The organism is Muriicola marianensis (assembly GCF_014638095.1).
Lineage (GTDB): Bacteria > Bacteroidota > Bacteroidia > Flavobacteriales > Flavobacteriaceae > Muriicola > Muriicola marianensis.
In genome coordinates, this window is record NZ_BMFH01000001.1 from 1,344,681 (window position 1) to 1,361,414 (window position 16,734).

Sequence of the window (16,734 nt, forward strand, 5' to 3'; positions counted from 1 at the left end):
TTTTGTCCGCGGAGTGAGGCTTCTCCAAATTGGCATTTGCAGAGAGGAAGGGATTCGAACCCTCGATACACTTTTGGTGTATACACACTTTCCAGGCGTGCGCCTTCGACCACTCGGCCACCTCTCTATTTTCCGTTTGAAACGGGCGCTCAAGAAACAAAAAAAATCGGGATCTTTAAAATTTTAAACCTTAAAATTTAGGTCATTTCCCCCCTCAGTGAAGTCTCGAATATGGTTCCGAATGAACTGACGGAAACCTTGCTGCCCAGGAGGTACATCAGCTTGGTGATAGCCGCTTCCGTGGTGATATCCCGACCGTTGATCACAGACATTCTCTCCAGCTCCCTGCTGGTCTCATACTGCCCCATGATCACACTTCCTCCGGAACACTGGGTAACGTTCACAATATACAATCCACTGTCTATAGCTTTCTTCAGATCGTCCAGCAACCAGGTTTCGGTCGGGGCATTTCCAGCCCCGTACGTCTCCAGGACCAGGGCCCTCAAACGTGAAATCCCCAATACCCCCCTGAGCAGGTCGCGGTTAAAGCCCGGGAAGAGTTTGAGGATGGCCACCCGGTCATCGAGTTCCTTGTGCACTTTCAGGGGTTTTTTGATGCGGTTTCGCCAGAGATTTTCCTTGTGCACTTTCAGATGTACCCCGGATTCTGCCAGGATGGGATAGTTGAGAGAAGCAAAGGCTTCGAAATGTTCTGCGTTTATCTTGGTTGTTCGGTTTGCCCGATAGAGCTTGTTCTCGAAATAGAGTCCGACTTCCCTAACCACCGGCAAGCCTTCTTCCTTCAGCGCAGCGATCTGTATGGAGGTGATCAGGTTCTCCTTTGCGTCCGTTCGCAGGTCCCCTATAGGTAATTGGGAGCCTGTAAAAATAACAGGCTTCTCCAGGTTTTCCAGCATATAGCTCAGGGCCGATGAGGTATAGCTCATCGTATCGCTCCCGTGCAACACCACAAATCCGTCGTAATCCGAATAATGCTTCTCCACAATGCTGGCAATGGTGACCCAGTGTCCGGGGTTCATATTGGAGGAGTCGATGGGAGATCTGAAGGAAACACTGTCTATCGCACAATCGAGCTGACCCAGTTCCGGGATACCCTCCACCACTTTTGCAAAATCAAATGCCTTCAGGGCTCCCGAGTGATAGTCCTTGACCATCCCTATGGTTCCTCCTGTATAGATCAGCAGAATCTTGCTGTGTTCTCTTTTGGCAGCCATACAGAAAAAGGTGTTTTACAATATTGTAACCGTTCTATTTGTTCTCAAATCCCGAAAACCTGTTTGGAGTTCTCCGTGGTGATACGGGCTATTTCCTCCTGAGAAACTCCGTAAATATCAGAAAGTTTGCGCAGAATCTCCATGAGATAAGAGGGTTGATTGCGCTTCCCGCGATAGGGCGCGGGCGCCAGGTAGGGGGCATCCGTCTCCAGGACGATATGCTCCTTCCCTATCTCCTTCAGAAACCTATCTATCTTCCCGTTTTTAAAGGTCGCAACTCCGCCGATCCCCAGTTTCATATTAAAGCCTATAGCCCTTAACGCCTGTTCATAGGTCCCGGTGAAGCAATGAAATATCCCGAAAAGGTCGTCCCCTCGTTCTTCTTCCAATACTTCAAAGATCTCATCGAAGGATTCCCTGCAGTGGATCACGATGGGCAGGCCGTACTCCTTCGCCAGGGCGATCTGATCCTTAAATGCCTGTCGTTGCTGAGCAAAAAAAGTCTTGTCCCAATAGAGGTCGATCCCGATCTCTCCGATCGCGCAAAATTTCCTTTGCGACAGAAGTTGGCGAACGTGGTCGAGTTCTTCCCGGAAGTTCTCTTTCACATGGGTAGGATGCAGTCCGGCCATCAGAAATACCTTCCCGGGGAAGTCTTTTTCCAGTTGGAACATGGCCTCGGTATACCCGGAATCAATAGCCGGAATAAAGAAACGATCTATGCCGAGGGCCAGCGCCTCTTCAACTACTTGGGTACGGTCCTCATCAAAGGCCTCGGAATACAGGTGAATATGAGTGTCCGTGATCTGCACGTGACAAAAATAGGATTATCTTTAGCACAAAACACGGGAATGGGAAGCATAAAATCGTTTTTGAAAAAAAGGAAATACGTATCAGTACCTCTGACCCTGACTGCAACCCATCACCTCGAACTAACGGCTGCGATCAACGGAGTAAGTGGGAGGTTTATCCTTGACACAGGGGCTTCTAATACCTGTGTAGGAGTAGACAAAATGGAGTTCTTCAAACTCAACTCCAAAGCCTCAGAGGTTAAGGCAGCGGGAGCAGGCGCCACGGATATGGAAACCCAGCTGTCTACAAAGAATACCCTTGAGATAGGCGATTGGAAAAGAAAGAAGATCAAGATCATCCTTTTTGACCTGAGCCATATCAACGAGGCCCTGACCTCCCATGAGGCTCTCCCAGTAGATGGCATCATCGGTGCCGATGTCCTGGAAAAAGGCAAGGCTGTAATCGACTATAAATCGAGTAAACTATACCTAAAAAAGAAAAAGCGCTCCTGAGGAGCGCTTTTCAAACTTTATTTCACAGGCCTATAATTCCAGGGCTTTTTTCACATCTCCGTCCATCAGGAGTTCTTCCGGACTCTCGAGGGCTTCTTTGACAGCCACCAGGAAACCTACAGATTCCCGACCATCAATGATCCTGTGATCATAGGACAGGGCGACATACATCACCGGGGCAATGGCGATCTCTCCGTTCTTCACCACCGGTCTTTCAACAATATTGTGCATCCCCAGTATCCCGCTTTGCGGAGGGTTGATGATGGGCGTCGACAACATGGAACCAAAAACACCCCCATTCGAAATGGTAAAAGTACCCCCCGTCATCTCATCTACAGTGATCTGTCCTTCACGGGCGCGGATAGCGAGGCGCTTGACCTCGGCTTCAACTCCCCTGAAAGTGAGGTTTTCTGCATTCCGGATCACAGGGACCATCAGGCCCTTGGGCCCGGAAACAGCTATGCTGATATCGCAAAAGTCGTAAGTGATCATGTCCTTGCCGTCTATCATGGAATTCACCGCGGGGAATTCCTGCAGGGCACGGATGACAGCTTTGGTAAAAAAGGACATAAAGCCCAGGCTTACCCCGTGTCTTTCCTTGAATTCTTCCTTGTATTTGCTCCTGAGTTCGAAGATGGCTGACATGTCGACCTCGTTAAAGGTGGTGAGCATGGCCGTTTCATTCTTGGCAGAGACCAGGCGCTCTGCAACCTTCCTCCTGAGCATGGAAAGTTTGGTCCGGGTCTCTCCCCTCTTGCCTCCGGTGGGCGTTCCCATAGACGGAACGGCACTGACGGCATCTTCCTTGGTGATCCTCCCATCCTTACCTGTTCCTTTTACTGAGGAGGCCTGAATACCTTTTTCATCGAGTATCTTCTTAGCTGCCGGAGAGGGCGTGCCGCTTGCATAGGTCTTCTTGGTCTCTTCAGGCTGGGATTTCTCAGCAGGCTTTGGCTTCTCTTCCTTCGGCGGTTTTTCAGCTTTGGTTTCTTTGGCTTCCCCACCCTTTCCTTCGGGTTTGGGAGCATCCGTATCAATCAGGCAAACCACCTCCCCAACAGCTACGGCATCGCCTTCCTCTGCTTTCAGGGTGATCACCCCGCTTTCCTCAGCCGGCAGTTCCAGGGTTGCCTTGTCCGAATCCACCTCGGCTATAGCCTGATCCTTTTCGACATAATCCCCATCCTTGACCAGCCATTCAGCGATCTCAACCTCCGTTATGGATTCTCCCGGAGAGGGAACTTTCATTTCTAATATCATGGTCTTGCTTTTGTATGTATGCGTTATTCCAAATTTCTGATAAAATCTTCTTTTACCGGTAGATAATCGGTATTTATTTCGCCATTGACATAAATCTGGTCAAAATACAGCCTGGCGCCCGTCGCCTCCTCCTCTTCCAGGGTATTCTGAAGACTCAGGTGTAAATGGGGCTCGGTGGTATTGCCCGAATTCCCGCATAGGGCCAGAAGTTCACCCTGTTGCACGTCCTGCCCTTCCTCCACCACAATGGAGTCGAGCATAAGGTGGGCCAACACAATGTATTCCTCGTTATCGGTTCGCAAAATGATGTGATTACCCGCGTGTTGTACCGGGTTGACCTCACCGGGGACATTATCTGCTATCCCATTCACCACTCTCACGACCCTCGCCGCGCAGGGGGCGATGATCTCCTTCCCGAAAATAAAATAACTGTTATTGTCCTTTGGGTCGCCCTGATAGGAACTCCCATCTGCTTCCATAAGTATATCATAGGCGTACTGTTGAGAGATCTCAGCCAAGTGGTAATTCTGTTCGAGCGTAGTTCCTCCCCAGTATACGAATACCTCTTCCTGCAAGGGAATGATCATTTTGGTGGTATTTCTTTCCAGGACGGGGATCCCAATAGGTCTGGCAGGGGCAATGTAGAACCCGACGATCCTGTTGTTCTGCCCGCTGATGGTCAGCATCAGGTTGGTCAGGGCCCGGTCAAAAAGGGTGCGGTACACATGCGCTCCTCTTTGAAAGCCGATAAATTCCCATTCTTTGATATTCCCCATGATCCTGTTGACGTTATCAGTAAAGAACTTGCGGTTCTCCTCCTGTGTGATCGCCTTCTGCATGTTCTCATCGTACAGCCGATAGATGCCCTGATAATCCTGGGCATTATACAGGCTGGCGATCTGTGAGATCATGTTGGAATACTGGGGCAGCTCGGTTTGGGAAAAAGCAAATCCGGAAACGAGCATCAAAAGAAGGAGTATCCTTATACGCATGGATCAGTTTTTCGTCGCAGGTCGGGTCATATTATCCTTGGTCTTGTCAAAGACGTAATCGATTACCTGCTGGTGCCTCAGTTTGGACCTCACCGAACTTCCGGCCGCCGGGGCAGCATAGATTCTCCTGGAGGCGACCCTAAAGGTCCGCGCTTCCTCAAAATGCATGAGAAGATGGGCCCATGCCCCCATATTCCTGGGCTCTTCCTGTGCCCAGACCACTTCCTCGGCCTTTTTGTATTTGGCTATGATCTCCCTCATCTGTTCTGCCGGCAGGGGAAACAGCTGTTCAACCCTGACCAGTGCCACATCCTCCCTGCCGAGTTCCTCTCTGGCCGCCAGGAGGTCGTAGTAGAATTTCCCCGTACAGAAGACAAGGGACTTCACTTTGTCTGCCTTCACCGATTGATCATCAATTACCTCCATAAACCTGCCATCGGTCATTTCGCTTACGGACGATACGGCCCTGGGATGCCTCAACAAGCTCTTGGGAGTAAATACGATCAGGGGTTTCCTGAAATTGCTTTTCATCTGGCGCCTTAGCAAATGGAACATATTGGCCGGGGTGGTCACATCGGCCACGTACATATTGTCCCGGGCGCACAACTGGAGATATCTTTCCATCCTGGCAGAGGAGTGTTCTGCTCCCTGCCCCTCGTATCCGTGAGGCAGGAACATGACCAATCCGTTCTGCAACTTCCATTTGTCTTCGGCTGCCGAGATATACTGATCTATCATGATCTGGGCCCCGTTGCTGAAATCCCCGAACTGGGCCTCCCATATTGTCAGGGTATTCGGGCTCGCCATGGCATAGCCATAATCGAAGCCCAGCACCCCGTATTCTGACAGAAGGGAATTGTAGATCTGAAATTCACCCTGGTTCTCAGCGATGTGATTTAAGAGCATGACCTCCTCTTCACTCTCTTCAACCTTCATGACCGCGTGCCGGTGTGAGAAGGTACCCCTTTCCACGTCCTGCCCGCTCATCCGGACCCCAAACCCTTCCTGCAAGAGGGAACCGTAGGCGAGTAACTCTCCCATCGCCCAGTCGAGTTTATCGGTCTCAAAATACATGCTCTTCCGGTCGCTGACGAGTTTCTCAACTTTCCTCAGGAATTTCTTTCCTTCAGGCAGAGTGGTAATGGTCTCAGCTATGGTATCGAGTTTCTTTCTGTCATAGGTTGTATCTACGGGATCCATCATTTCCCATTCCCGTACATTCTGGAACCCACTCCACTCATCCGCCATAAATGGGGTGATCTCTGTCTTTTCCTCTTTTCTGGAATCCTCGAGTTCTTCTTCCAGGGTGCCTTTGTACTCTTCTTCGAGCTGACGCACATAATCCTTGTCGATGACTCCTTCAGTCATCAATTTCTCCGCATAGATATCCCTCGGGTTCGGGTGTTTGGCGATGGCCTTATAGAGCTTTGGTTGGGTAAATCTGGGCTCATCCCCTTCATTGTGCCCGTACTTCCGGTATCCTAGCAGATCGAGGAACACATCCCGCTGAAATCGCATGCGGTATTCCAAAGCAAATAAGGAAGCGTGCACTACGCTTTCCACATCGTCTGCATTGACGTGGAGGACCGGACTCAGGGTAACTTTTCCCACATCCGTACAATAGGTAGAGGAACGGCCGTCGAGATAATTCGTCGTAAAGCCGATCTGGTTATTGACGACAATATGGATCGTCCCGTTAGTTCTGTACCCGTCGAGGTCTGCCATCTGCACCACCTCGTAGGCAATCCCCTGTCCGGCGATGGCTGCATCCCCGTGAACGACAATGGGCAGCACCTTGGAGAAGTCCTCCGGAAAATGCGCGTCCTGTTTGGCCCGGGTGATCCCTTCTACCACCGCTCCCACTGTTTCCAGGTGAGAGGGGTTGGGGGCGATGTTCATATTGATCTTGTTGCCGTTCTCTGTGGTTCTTTCAGAGGTCCACCCAAGGTGGTATTTCACGTCCCCGTCAAAGATCTCCTGTTCGTAATCCTTCCCGTCGAACTCGCTGAAAATGTCCTTGGGCGCCTTCCCGAAGATGTTGGTCAGCACATTGAGCCTTCCCCTGTGAGCCATCCCCATGACGAATTGTTTTACTCCCATCCGGGCTGCCCTTTCAACGATGGTGTCTACCGCCGGGATGAGGGACTCGTTCCCTTCCAGGGAGAATCTTTTCTGCCCCACGTATTTGGTGTGCAGGAAACCCTCAAAGGAGACGGCCTGGTTGAGTTTTTTAAGGATGTGTTTTTTTTGATCGGAGCTGAAGTCCGGGTGATTATTGTTTCGGTTCAGCCAAGCCTGGATCCATTCTACCCTTTCGGGACTCCTTATGTACATGTATTCCACCCCTATGGAATCACAGTAGATCTGCTCCAGGTGAGCGATGATATTCCTGAGGGTATTTGAACCTAACCCTATGATCTCGCCGGCATTGAAAACAGTGTCGAGGTCGGCTTCCGTCAGGCCAAAATTCTCAATATCCAGGGTGGGGGAATACTTCCTCCTTTCCCTTACCGGGTTAGTCTTGGTGAAAAGGTGACCCCTGCTTCGGTATCCGTCGATCAGGCGGACGACCTGAAATTCCTTTTGCAATGTCTCCGGGATCTCCACAGCATGGCCGTTAGACAGAGTTGCTGTCCCGGATTGAGTATCGATACCGACTTCATCCAGCGCGCTCTCCATCCCGAAATCAAATCCCTGGAAGAAAGCCCTCCAACTGGGTTCCACACTATCCGGGTGAGTGAGGTACTTGTCGTACATCTCTGCAAAAAAGGAAGTATGAGCAGCGTTTAGAAAGGAATATTTGTCCATATATTCAGGTGGTCTTAACCGTTTGAAAAATTTATCAAAAATACAATATTTAATACTATTTACAGGGATGTCCCGTTCTAATATTTGCTAAGTCGAATCCATGACCCACTGTCGGAAAATAAGAAGATCTGTTTTTATAATTGCCTTCATCCTGGCAACTGTTCCGATGTGTCTCAACGCCCAGGGAATTCCTTCCGGCAGCCCTTTTTGGAGCAAGGTGAGATTTGGAGGCGCCATCGGACTCGGTTTTGGCAACAATTCATTTAATTTCATCGCCTCCCCCGCAGCCATTTACCCCGTGAATCCTTACGTGGCTCTGGGTACGAATGTCAGTTTCTCCTATGCCAAATTCGGGGAAGACAGATTCACAGCTTATGGGGCGGGTGCTTTGGCCTATTTCACTCCGGTAAGGGGGCTTCAACTATCTTCCGAGTTTGAACAATTACGCGTACACCGGAGGTTTCAGTTCAACGCCGTGCCCGTGGAGGAAGATTACTGGTTACCCATGCTTTTTCTCGGGATAGGCTACAATTCGGGGCCCGTCACGTTTGGGATTCGTTACGATATCCTGTACGATGAGGATAAAAGTATCTATGCCGATCCCTGGATCCCCTTTATCAGGGTCTTCTTTTAAGATTTTACGAATTTCCTCCCCCGTAAGAATCCTTAAACCACACCTTTTGCCACTCTCTTTTCAGGATGAGATATGCAGCTTCATCGGCCATATCTGCAGCGTCCTTGATGTCTCCCTCGGAAAATGACTTTTCAGGCACGTCGATGATGTACAAAAGGTTGAGATACTCCGGGAACTGTTCCATCAGCAAGACATAGATCTTTTCCCTGAGCAGGGAGGTGAGTTCGATGGGGGTTACATCCTCCCGCGGATGGAAAGGGATATTGGCCAGGGCAAAATCCTTTTTTAGCTGAACCAGCAGTTTGTGATACAGGTCGAGGGAGATAGCCCGTTGCAGTACAGATGCACTATTGATCAGTTCGTCACCCATATTCAATATACGAGGAGTTGGCTTCCCTGGGATCTTAGCTCGATTTGCAGAAAGAGATCAGGATCTGATCTTCTGCTCCCATTTCCAGGCGGAGCGCATGGCGTCGTCCAGGGTCGACTCTGCTTTCCAGCCCAGCACCCGATTGGCCAAAGAAGTATCGGCATACGCCTGAGTAATGTCTCCTGCCCTTCTTCCGACAACCTTGTAATTCAATTTTGTGCCTGAGACCCTTTCAAAACTGTGGATGACCTCCATCACTGAACTTCCGGTACCGGTACCCACATTAAATACCTCGTAGTTTTCCTCGTTCTTCCCATCCATCAGTCGCTTCAGTGCCACCACATGAGCACGGGCCAGATCCACCACGTGGATATAATCCCGTATACAGGTACCGTCTTCAGTGGGATAGTCATCCCCGAAGACAGAAAGTTGTTCTCTGAGCCCGATCCCGGTCTGGGTTATAAAAGGCACCAGGTTTTGCGGAACCCCCAGGGGCAATTCCCCTATCTCTGCACTGGGGTGTGCTCCCATGGGATTGAAATACCTAAGGGAGATGGCCTGTAATTGAGGACACACCCTGCAGGTATCGCGAATGATCTCCTCCCCTATCTGCTTTGTGTTCCCATAAGGCGACTCTGCGGGTTTTACCGGGGCGTTCTCCGTGATAGGCATTTCATCGGCCTGGCCGTAAACCGTACAGGAAGAGCTGAAAATAAAATGGGCCTTTTTCTTTTGGGTCAGTTGTTGCAGCAGGTAAACCAGGGTAGTAAGGTTGTTCTCATAATACAACAGAGGTTTTTCCACACTCTCCCCCACGGCTTTAGACGCTGCAAAGTGTATTACCCCCGCCACGTCGGAATGTCGATCGAAGAAACTGATCACATCGGCCTTATCTCTCAGGTCCATCTTTTCAAAAAGAGGTCTTTTCCCGGTAATGGCGGTGATACCCTCCAGGACCTCCTCCGAAGCATTGGAGCAGTTGTCGATGATCACCACTTCATAGCCTTCCTTTTGTAGTTCAACAACAGTATGCGAGCCTATGAACCCAAGGCCTCCGGTTACCAGTATCTTCATATCGATTTATATAAAATTCAGGACAGTCGCAGTTATGAATTCGATCTGGTCGTCGTCCAGTTCGGTATGCATGGGCAAGGAGATCACCTCCTTCACCAGCTGGTTTGTGACCGGAAAATCGGCTTCCCTGTACCGGGGATCCGTATATGCCTTTTGCCTGTGCAATGGGATGGGATAGTAGATCCCAAAGGGAATCCCTTTTTCCGACAGGTGGGCAGCCAGGGCATCCCTTTTGCCGTTTGTGATCCTCAGGGTATATTGGTGGAACACATGGCAGTCGCATGTAGGACATATCCCGTCGCAATTATTCACCGTTTTAGGAAGGATGAGGGCACTATTCCCTTTAAAAGCCTTGTTGTACTTCCTCGCAGCTTCCCTCCTTCTGCTGCAATAGTCATCCAGGCGGGGTAATTTAGCCCGAAGGACTGCAGCCTGAATAGAATCCAGGCGGGAGTTCACCCCTATCACATCGTGGTGGTACCGCTCGTACATTCCGTGGTTCACGATCCCACGGATGAAATGTGCAAGGTCGTCATCATTCGTAAAGATCGCCCCTCCATCGCCGTAACATCCCAGATTCTTAGATGGGAAAAATGAAGTGGCTGCTACGTGACCCATCGTTCCGGCCATCTTCTTGCTCCCATCCTTGAAAGTATGGGTTGCCCCGATGGCCTGGGCGTTATCCTCGATCAGGAAAAGCCCGTTTTCTTCGGCTATGGCTAGGAGTTCGTCCATGGGGGCACACTGGCCGAAGAGATGGACGGGAACGATCGCCTTTGTTTTTGGAGTGATCGCTTTTCTTACTGCTTCGGGGTTGATATTAAAGGTCTCGGCATCTACATCCACCAGGACGGGGGTAAGGCCCAAAAGGGCGATGACCTCCACTGTGGCCGCAAAGGTAAAATCAGCCGTGATCACCTCGTCACCGGGCTTCAGGCCAAGTCCCATCATGGCGATCTGCAGGGCATCCGTGCCGTTGGCACAGGGAATTACGTGCTTTACGCCCAGGTAGTCTTCCAGTTCTTTTTGAAAACCGTGGACCTCAGGACCGTTGATGAAAGCTGCCGTTTCCATGACCTGCTGGATGGACTTGTTGACTTCCTCCCGAATGTCTTCGTACTGACCCGTAAGGTCAACCATTTGTATCTTTTTCATGCCTGAATCTATGCCCGCAATATTACGAAATTACGGAACGGCGACCAATGTAATTCCCTAAAGAAGCTTATTTTAGCGACAAATGAACCCTTGTGTATTCCCTCTATAATCTTCTTATCTACATCACCTGGCAATTCCTGAAGATCGCGGCCTACTTCAGTCCAAAATTGACGCTTTTCGTAAAGGGCCGGCAGGAAGTTTTCGGGTATCTCAAAGAGAACATACGGAAAGGGGAGCGCCTCATCTGGGTACACACGGCTTCCCTTGGAGAGTTTGAACAGGGGTTACCGGTGATCAAGGCGCTCAAAAGTACTTACCCCCAACACAAAGTGCTGGTAACTTTTTTTTCTCCCTCCGGATATGAGGTCAAAAAGAATTCCCGGGAGGCCGATCTTATCACCTACCTGCCTGTCGACATCAGGAGGAATACCAGAAAATTCCTGGAGCTTACAAGGCCTGAGATCGCGCTTTTTGTAAAATACGAGATCTGGCCTAATTACCTCAAGGAACTAAACCTGAGGGAGATTCCTGCGGTACTGATCTCCGGGAGATTCACCCCGGACCAGGTGTTCTTCAAAGGTTATGGAGGATTTATGAGGAAGGCCCTGAGGAAGTTCTCTCACTACTTTGTACAGGATGAGAGGTCTGTCCAATTGCTGGAGCGATTGAAAATCAATGATGTTACCCTCTCCGGGGATACCCGTTTCGATCGTGTAAGCGAGATCCTGGAGCGCGACAATACCCTGCGATTTATGGATGATTTTAAAGGGAAGGACCTGTGTTTTGTTCTCGGCAGCACCTGGCCGGAGGACGAGGCATTGCTCATTCCCTTTTTACAGGATCCGCCACCCGGTATCAAGTTCCTAATAGCCCCCCATGATATCAAGGAGGCGCATCTGAGTTCCCTCAGGGAAAAACTTCCAGGGAATGCGCTGTTCTATACAAATATGGAGAATCAGGATCCTTCCCGCTACGATATTCTGGTGCTGGACACCATTGGCCTGCTTACCAAAGTGTATTCCTATGCAGACCTGGCCTATGTGGGAGGAGGCTTTGCTACCGGACTCCACAACACCCTGGAGCCTGCTGTCTTTGGCATCCCGGTGATCACGGGTCCGAAGTATCAGGGATTTGCTGAAGCTGAAGAACTCGTAGCACTTGGGGGTATCACCGTCGTGGACAGTCCGGATACATTTGCCGCTGTTGTTCGCGACCTATTGAGCAACGAAAATACACGTGAACGGCAGGGTAAGATCAACACTGATTATGTAGCCCTGAGAAAAGGGGCTACACGAAAGATCATGGAATTCCTTCAAAACCGGATGGAATTTTGAATCCGCTGATCCTGGAGGCAATTGACAATTAATTTTTCTAGATTTACAGGAAACCCTTAGGTATGGACCGGAAAATTCTGCGCTTTTCTGTTACGGCTGCCTTGGCCGGATTCTTGTTTGGCTTTGACACCGTGGTGATTTCCGGAGCGGAAAAGACCCTGCAGACCCTGTGGCAATCCTCGGATAGTTTTCACGGCATCGTGGTCATCGGCATGGCCTTATGGGGAACTGTAGTCGGCGCTTTACTCGGAGGCTTCCCAACAAATCAGCTTGGAAGGAAAAAAACCCTGGTGTGGATAGGGATTCTCTATACCGTTTCGGCTCTTGGCTCGGCATTTGCCAATGACCCGGTGACCTTCGCGATCTTCAGGTTTATAGGCGGACTGGGCGTGGGTGCCTCAACGGTGGCAGCCCCCACCTATATCTCAGAGATCGCCCCGGCAAAAAGAAGGGGGAAACTGGTCGGCCTCTACCAGTTCAACATCGTCTTTGGAATCCTGATCGCCTTCTTTTCCAATTATCTGCTCAGCAATGTGGGCGAGAATTCCTGGAGGTGGATGGTAGGGGTAGAGGCGATCCCTGCATTCATATATACGGTCATGTCCTTCGGACTCCCTAAAAGCCCGCGTTGGCTTCTCAGCAGGTCCCGATTCGATGAGGCCCGCAGCGTATTACTGAAGATAAATCCACAGGGAAACATAGAACAACTCCTTGAAGATGTAAAGCTCGAGAATATGAACACCGTACCCGGAGAGACCATCTTTATCCGGAAATATCGCTTCCCCCTGATCCTGGCCTTCCTGATCGCCTTCTTTAATCAATTCTCAGGGATCAATGCTTTCCTGTACTACGCTCCCCGTATCCTGGAGGAGGCCGGACTCGGATCGAGCGCGGCCCTGCTCAGCAGTATAGGGATTGGGATCACCAACATGGTCTTCACCCTGGTTGGCATCAACCTGATAGACCGCATGGGAAGGAAGCAACTCATGTACATTGGGTCTGTGGGATATATCGTTTCCCTCGCGCTCGTAGCTTGCGCTTTCTTCCTCAACTGGGAAGGACTGGCCGTAGCCGGCTTCCTGTTTGTTTTTATCGCCGCCCACGCCATAGGGCAGGGAACGGTTATCTGGGTGTTCATCTCCGAGATCTTTCCCAACCACCTCAGGGGCTATGGCCAGAGTTTCGGGTGTTCGGTCCACTGGGTATTAGCTGCTATCATCCCCTCCTCTATCCCCTTCCTTTTCAGCAGTGTGGGGCCGGGGATCGTCTTCAGTATTTTCGCTTTCATGATGGTACTCCAGTTGCTGTTCGTGATGTTTATGATGCCGGAAACCAAGGGGGTTTCCCTGGAGGAACTCAGTCTTAAGCTGAGTCCGCAATCAGTTGAAGGTGACCATAGCTAAGCCTCCATTTATCGAAAATTTTGGCGGCATACCCTTTAAATGCAATAAGCCGTCTTTTTTTGATCAAATTGGGGGGTGCAAATAAAAACCGGGCGTTGGTTTTTTTTGTAACTTTCACCTAAGCACGAGAACAATGAATGAACAACTGAGCTTCGGCACCAAACTCCTGAATGGTTTTTTACGTGTAATGGTCATTGTACTGGTGCTCATCCTCGCATCCGTGGTAGTGGCACTCATTCTGGCCCTGTTCGGTGTTTGGTCTTGATCAAGACCGTTTCCAAATCCTCGATTTTCATACAATTCACCTCGATAGGAGGAGTGTAAAACTACATCGCTATAGCCGGCCAATCCGGTAAAGGAGCTGAATGTATTTCTTGTCCATTACCCTGAAAGGTTCGGCTACGCCAAGATCCATTACCCGCATTTTGAAGAACCGCAGTCCTTGCAGGTAAGGCAGCCCTCCTGGTAGACGAGGTTGGTCGACTCACAATTGCTGCATTTCTGTCCTTTTGCCGCTACACCATCGGCCACATATCGCTTCAGGGCGCGGGCAACACCGTTCTTCCAGGTGTTGATCTGCTCGCTGTCGAGATGCAGGCTGTTGATCAGGTCGACGACCTTTTCTATCGGCATCCCGTGCCTGAGAGTACTCGAGATGAGTTTGGCATAGTTCCAGTACTCCGGATCGAATTTGTGAGACAGACCTTCGATGGTGGTCTTATACCCACGTGTATTCTTGTACTGGAAGTCGTATCGCGAATTCCCATCCTCATCCCTGCCTTTTATGATCAGGCCTTTGGTCACCCATCGCGGGATAAGGATTCCGTCCTCATCATCTGCCAGCCCGGTGAAGATCTCGTACGGATTGTCATCGATCAAGCCGATGAAGGCGATCCATTTCTCCTTGTTGTTCTGGAACCTCACCACATCGGCTTCGAGAATTTGAGGCCTTTTGGTAGGGAATGGGGTCAGGGTGTTGGCCTGTTCCTCTTTCTTGTCCTCGTTCGAGATCAGTACCCCGGAACGAGAGCCATCGCGGTATACGGTCACCCCTTTGCACCCTGCTTTCCATGCTTCAAGGTAAAGTTCTCCCACCAGCTCTTCAGAAACCTCATTCGGAAGGTTGATGGTGACACTGATGGAATGGTCTACCCATTTCTGCACGGCTCCCTGCAAGCGGACTTTGCTCAACCAGTCTACGTCATTAGAGGTGGCTTTGTAATATGGAGATTTTTCTACCAGGGCATTGATCTCATCCTGGGAATAATGCTTTTCGGTATCGTAGCCATTGGCGGTCATCCAGGCTTTAAACTGATGGTGAAATACCGGGTACTCTTCCCAGGAGTCCCCTACCTCATCCACAAAATCAACCCGAACACCTTTTTCGTTGGGGTTTACCTTCCTCCTCCTTTTGTAAACCGGAAGGAAAACAGGCTCAATTCCGGAGGTAGTCTGGGTCATCAGGCTTGTGGTTCCTGTCGGAGCGATGGTCAGTAAGGCGATGTTTCTCCTGCCGTACTCCAGCATTTCGTAATACAACTGTTCATCGGCCTCCTTCAAACGAAGGATAAAGGGATTGTCCTTTTCCCGTTCGGCATCGAAGATTTCGAAGGCACCCCGGTCCCTGGCTGTGTGAACACTGGCCCTGTAGGCTTCCACGGCAATGGTCTTGTGCACCCTCACAGAGAAATCATTGGCCTCTTCGCTTCCATATCTCAGGCCCAGAGCAGCCAGCATGTCTCCCTCTGCGGTGATCCCGATTCCGGTGCGCCGGCCCTCCTGCGCCTTCCTTTGTATATTCTTCCATAGCTTGTGTTCTACCATTTTGGTCTCTTCCAGTTCAGGATCCGATTCGATCTTCCTCAGAATGGCGTCGATCTTTTCCAGCTCCAGGTCGATGATATCGTCCATGATGCGCTGAGCGGCAGCCACGTGTTCAGCGAAGAGAGTAAAGTTAAATGACGCCTGGTCCGTGAATGGGGCCTCCACATAAGAAAGGAGGTTGATGGCCAGCAGACGACAGGAGTCATAAGGACACAAGGGAATTTCCCCACAGGGGTTGGTCGATACGGTCCTGTAGCCCAGATCAGCATAGCAGTCCGGTACGGATTCCCTGGTGATGGTGTCCCAGAACAGGATTCCCGGTTCTGCAGATTTCCAGGCGTTGTGGACGATCTTCTTCCAAAGGTCTGAGGCCTGAATTTCCTTTTTGTACTTGGGTTGGACGCTGTGGATGGGAAATTTCTGTGTGTAGACCTGATCCGTTTCCACCGCCCTCATAAATGCATCGTCTATGCGTACAGAAACATTCGCACCTGTGACTTTTCCCTGTTCCATTTTGGCGTCGATAAAGTCTTCAGCATCGGGGTGATTGATGGATACAGAAAGCATCAATGCCCCCCGCCTGCCATCCTGGGCCACTTCGCGTGTAGAGTTTGAGTACCGTTCCATAAAAGGTACCAGTCCGGTGGAAGTCAATGCCGAATTCTTTACCGGGGACCCTTTGGGTCGAATATGGGAAAGGTCGTGCCCTACCCCACCCCGGCGTTTCATCAACTGCACCTGTTCCTGGTCGACCTTCATAATGGCCCCATAGGAATCCGAGCTCCCATCCGTACCAATCACAAAACAGTTGGATAGGGAAGCGATCTGGAAGGGGTTACCGATCCCTGCCATCGGACTACCCTGGGGGACGATATACCTGAAATTCGCAATGAGGTCGAATATCTGCTGTTCTGACATAGGATTCGGATATTTCGCCTCGATCCTCGCGATCTCACCAGCGATCCTTCTGTGCATATCATCCGGGGTCTTTTCATAAATGTTTCCTTCGGAATCTTTGAGGGCGTACTTATTTACCCAGACCCGGGCGGCGAGGTCATCCCCGTCAAAATAAGTCAATGAGGCCTTAAATGCCTCCTCTTGTGTATAGGTTTTGGAGAGGGCAGTTTTGGAAGTCGTTTGCATGTTTACAGTGTAAGGTTGATGGATAATTTGGAGTTAAAATTAGAGAAGAATTACCAAACCCTTTTATGATAAATATCATATAGTTTACCAAACAAAACAGTATTTAACCTGATTATCAGGTATTTAAAAATTTATCAACACAAAAAAGTTGACAAATTTTTTAAACTTCTTTCGAGTGGTTGAATCCCCGGAGTTTAG

At 50.1% G+C, this 16,734-nt stretch carries 14 protein-coding genes and 1 tRNA gene; 5 read left to right on the forward strand and 10 right to left on the reverse strand.

Annotated features, from left to right (window positions below; translation table 11 throughout):
* Positions 1-39 precede the first annotated feature (39 nt).
* From IEV19_RS06125 to IEV19_RS06135, 3 genes are all read right to left on the reverse strand, one after another.
* Positions 40-127, reverse strand: a tRNA-Ser gene (locus IEV19_RS06125).
* Between the two features lie 70 nt (positions 128-197).
* On the reverse strand, positions 198-1,235 hold the full coding sequence (locus IEV19_RS06130) for an asparaginase (RefSeq protein ID WP_188369783.1): 1,038 nt from the start codon (positions 1,233-1,235) through the stop codon (positions 198-200).
* Positions 1,236-1,279: 44 nt separating this feature from the next.
* Positions 1,280-2,047, reverse strand: a complete 768-nt coding sequence (locus IEV19_RS06135) for a TatD family hydrolase (RefSeq protein ID WP_188369784.1) — start codon at positions 2,045-2,047, stop codon at positions 1,280-1,282.
* A 39-nt stretch (positions 2,048-2,086) separates the two neighbouring features.
* Between IEV19_RS06135 and IEV19_RS06140 the strand changes: the two genes are divergently transcribed.
* Entirely contained in the window at positions 2,087-2,539 is a 453-nt protein-coding gene (locus tag IEV19_RS06140) for a retropepsin-like aspartic protease (protein WP_188369785.1), read from the forward strand.
* Between the two features lie 30 nt (positions 2,540-2,569).
* Here the strand turns inward: IEV19_RS06140 and odhB are convergent, their stop codons facing one another.
* The 3 genes from odhB to IEV19_RS06155 are packed head-to-tail and all read right to left on the reverse strand — an operon-like array spanning position 2,570 to position 7,599.
* A complete protein-coding gene (odhB, locus tag IEV19_RS06145; RefSeq protein WP_188369786.1) occupies positions 2,570-3,799 on the reverse strand; it encodes a 2-oxoglutarate dehydrogenase complex dihydrolipoyllysine-residue succinyltransferase in 1,230 nt (409 codons plus the stop codon).
* Positions 3,800-3,822: 23 nt separating this feature from the next.
* Positions 3,823-4,791, reverse strand: a complete 969-nt coding sequence (locus IEV19_RS06150) for a M23 family metallopeptidase (protein WP_188369787.1) — start codon at positions 4,789-4,791, stop codon at positions 3,823-3,825.
* A gap of 3 nt (positions 4,792-4,794) precedes the next feature.
* A complete protein-coding gene (locus tag IEV19_RS06155) occupies positions 4,795-7,599 on the reverse strand; it encodes a 2-oxoglutarate dehydrogenase E1 component (protein ID WP_188369788.1) in 2,805 nt (934 codons plus the stop codon).
* A gap of 100 nt (positions 7,600-7,699) precedes the next feature.
* On the opposite strand from IEV19_RS06155, the gene IEV19_RS06160 reads away from it, so the two are divergent.
* Positions 7,700-8,233: an alpha-ketoglutarate decarboxylase gene (locus tag IEV19_RS06160; protein ID WP_188369789.1), complete on the forward strand. Its 534-nt coding sequence runs from the start codon at positions 7,700-7,702 to the stop codon at positions 8,231-8,233.
* Between the two features lie 4 nt (positions 8,234-8,237).
* Here IEV19_RS06160 and IEV19_RS06165 read toward each other — a convergent pair whose 3' ends face one another.
* The 3 genes from IEV19_RS06165 to IEV19_RS06175 are packed head-to-tail and all read right to left on the reverse strand — an operon-like array spanning position 8,238 to position 10,832.
* Positions 8,238-8,603 (reverse strand): hypothetical protein, encoded by a 366-nt coding sequence (locus IEV19_RS06165; RefSeq protein ID WP_188369790.1) that lies wholly within the window; start codon positions 8,601-8,603, stop codon positions 8,238-8,240.
* Positions 8,604-8,660: 57 nt separating this feature from the next.
* On the reverse strand, positions 8,661-9,677 hold the full coding sequence (gene galE / locus IEV19_RS06170) for a UDP-glucose 4-epimerase GalE (protein ID WP_188369791.1): 1,017 nt from the start codon (positions 9,675-9,677) through the stop codon (positions 8,661-8,663).
* Positions 9,678-9,683: 6 nt separating this feature from the next.
* Positions 9,684-10,832, reverse strand: a complete 1,149-nt coding sequence (locus tag IEV19_RS06175; RefSeq protein WP_188369792.1) for a DegT/DnrJ/EryC1/StrS family aminotransferase — start codon at positions 10,830-10,832, stop codon at positions 9,684-9,686.
* A gap of 92 nt (positions 10,833-10,924) precedes the next feature.
* Between IEV19_RS06175 and IEV19_RS06180 the strand changes: the two genes are divergently transcribed.
* The 3 genes from IEV19_RS06180 to IEV19_RS13890 all read left to right on the forward strand — a co-directional run bounded on the left by IEV19_RS06180 (position 10,925) and on the right by IEV19_RS13890 (position 13,834).
* Complete coding sequence (locus IEV19_RS06180; RefSeq protein WP_188369793.1) at positions 10,925-12,166, forward strand: 3-deoxy-D-manno-octulosonic acid transferase; 1,242 nt, start codon at positions 10,925-10,927, stop codon at positions 12,164-12,166.
* A gap of 62 nt (positions 12,167-12,228) precedes the next feature.
* Complete coding sequence (locus IEV19_RS06185) at positions 12,229-13,569, forward strand: sugar porter family MFS transporter (RefSeq protein WP_188369794.1); 1,341 nt, start codon at positions 12,229-12,231, stop codon at positions 13,567-13,569.
* A gap of 133 nt (positions 13,570-13,702) precedes the next feature.
* Positions 13,703-13,834 (forward strand): hypothetical protein, encoded by a 132-nt coding sequence (locus tag IEV19_RS13890; RefSeq protein WP_262890083.1) that lies wholly within the window; start codon positions 13,703-13,705, stop codon positions 13,832-13,834.
* A 149-nt stretch (positions 13,835-13,983) separates the two neighbouring features.
* Here IEV19_RS13890 and IEV19_RS06190 read toward each other — a convergent pair whose 3' ends face one another.
* Positions 13,984-16,536 carry an adenosylcobalamin-dependent ribonucleoside-diphosphate reductase gene (locus tag IEV19_RS06190; RefSeq protein ID WP_188369795.1) on the reverse strand — a complete coding sequence of 851 codons (2,553 nt, stop codon included), beginning with the start codon at positions 16,534-16,536 and terminating at the stop codon, positions 13,984-13,986.
* Positions 16,537-16,734 lie beyond the last annotated feature (198 nt).

What these genes read in the sequence shown, in the direction of transcription:
- IEV19_RS06150 (WP_188369787.1), bottom strand. Translation starts at nt 4,791, where the DNA reads ATGCGTATAAGGATACTCCTTCTTTTGATGCTCGTTTCCGGATTTGCT.
- IEV19_RS06190 (WP_188369795.1), bottom strand. Translation starts at nt 16,536, where the DNA reads ATGCAAACGACTTCCAAAACTGCCCTCTCCAAAACCTATACACAAGAG.
- IEV19_RS06155 (WP_188369788.1), bottom strand. Translation starts at nt 7,599, where the DNA reads ATGGACAAATATTCCTTTCTAAACGCTGCTCATACTTCCTTTTTTGCA.
- odhB (WP_188369786.1), bottom strand. Translation starts at nt 3,799, where the DNA reads ATGATATTAGAAATGAAAGTTCCCTCTCCGGGAGAATCCATAACGGAG.
- galE (WP_188369791.1), bottom strand. Translation starts at nt 9,677, where the DNA reads ATGAAGATACTGGTAACCGGAGGCCTTGGGTTCATAGGCTCGCATACT.
- IEV19_RS06165 (WP_188369790.1), bottom strand. Translation starts at nt 8,603, where the DNA reads ATGGGTGACGAACTGATCAATAGTGCATCTGTACTGCAACGGGCTATC.
- IEV19_RS06130 (WP_188369783.1), bottom strand. Translation starts at nt 1,235, where the DNA reads ATGGCTGCCAAAAGAGAACACAGCAAGATTCTGCTGATCTATACAGGA.
- IEV19_RS13890 (WP_262890083.1), top strand. Translation starts at nt 13,703, where the DNA reads ATGAATGAACAACTGAGCTTCGGCACCAAACTCCTGAATGGTTTTTTA.
- IEV19_RS06140 (WP_188369785.1), top strand. Translation starts at nt 2,087, where the DNA reads ATGGGAAGCATAAAATCGTTTTTGAAAAAAAGGAAATACGTATCAGTA.
- IEV19_RS06160 (WP_188369789.1), top strand. Translation starts at nt 7,700, where the DNA reads ATGACCCACTGTCGGAAAATAAGAAGATCTGTTTTTATAATTGCCTTC.
- IEV19_RS06185 (WP_188369794.1), top strand. Translation starts at nt 12,229, where the DNA reads ATGGACCGGAAAATTCTGCGCTTTTCTGTTACGGCTGCCTTGGCCGGA.
- IEV19_RS06175 (WP_188369792.1), bottom strand. Translation starts at nt 10,832, where the DNA reads ATGAAAAAGATACAAATGGTTGACCTTACGGGTCAGTACGAAGACATT.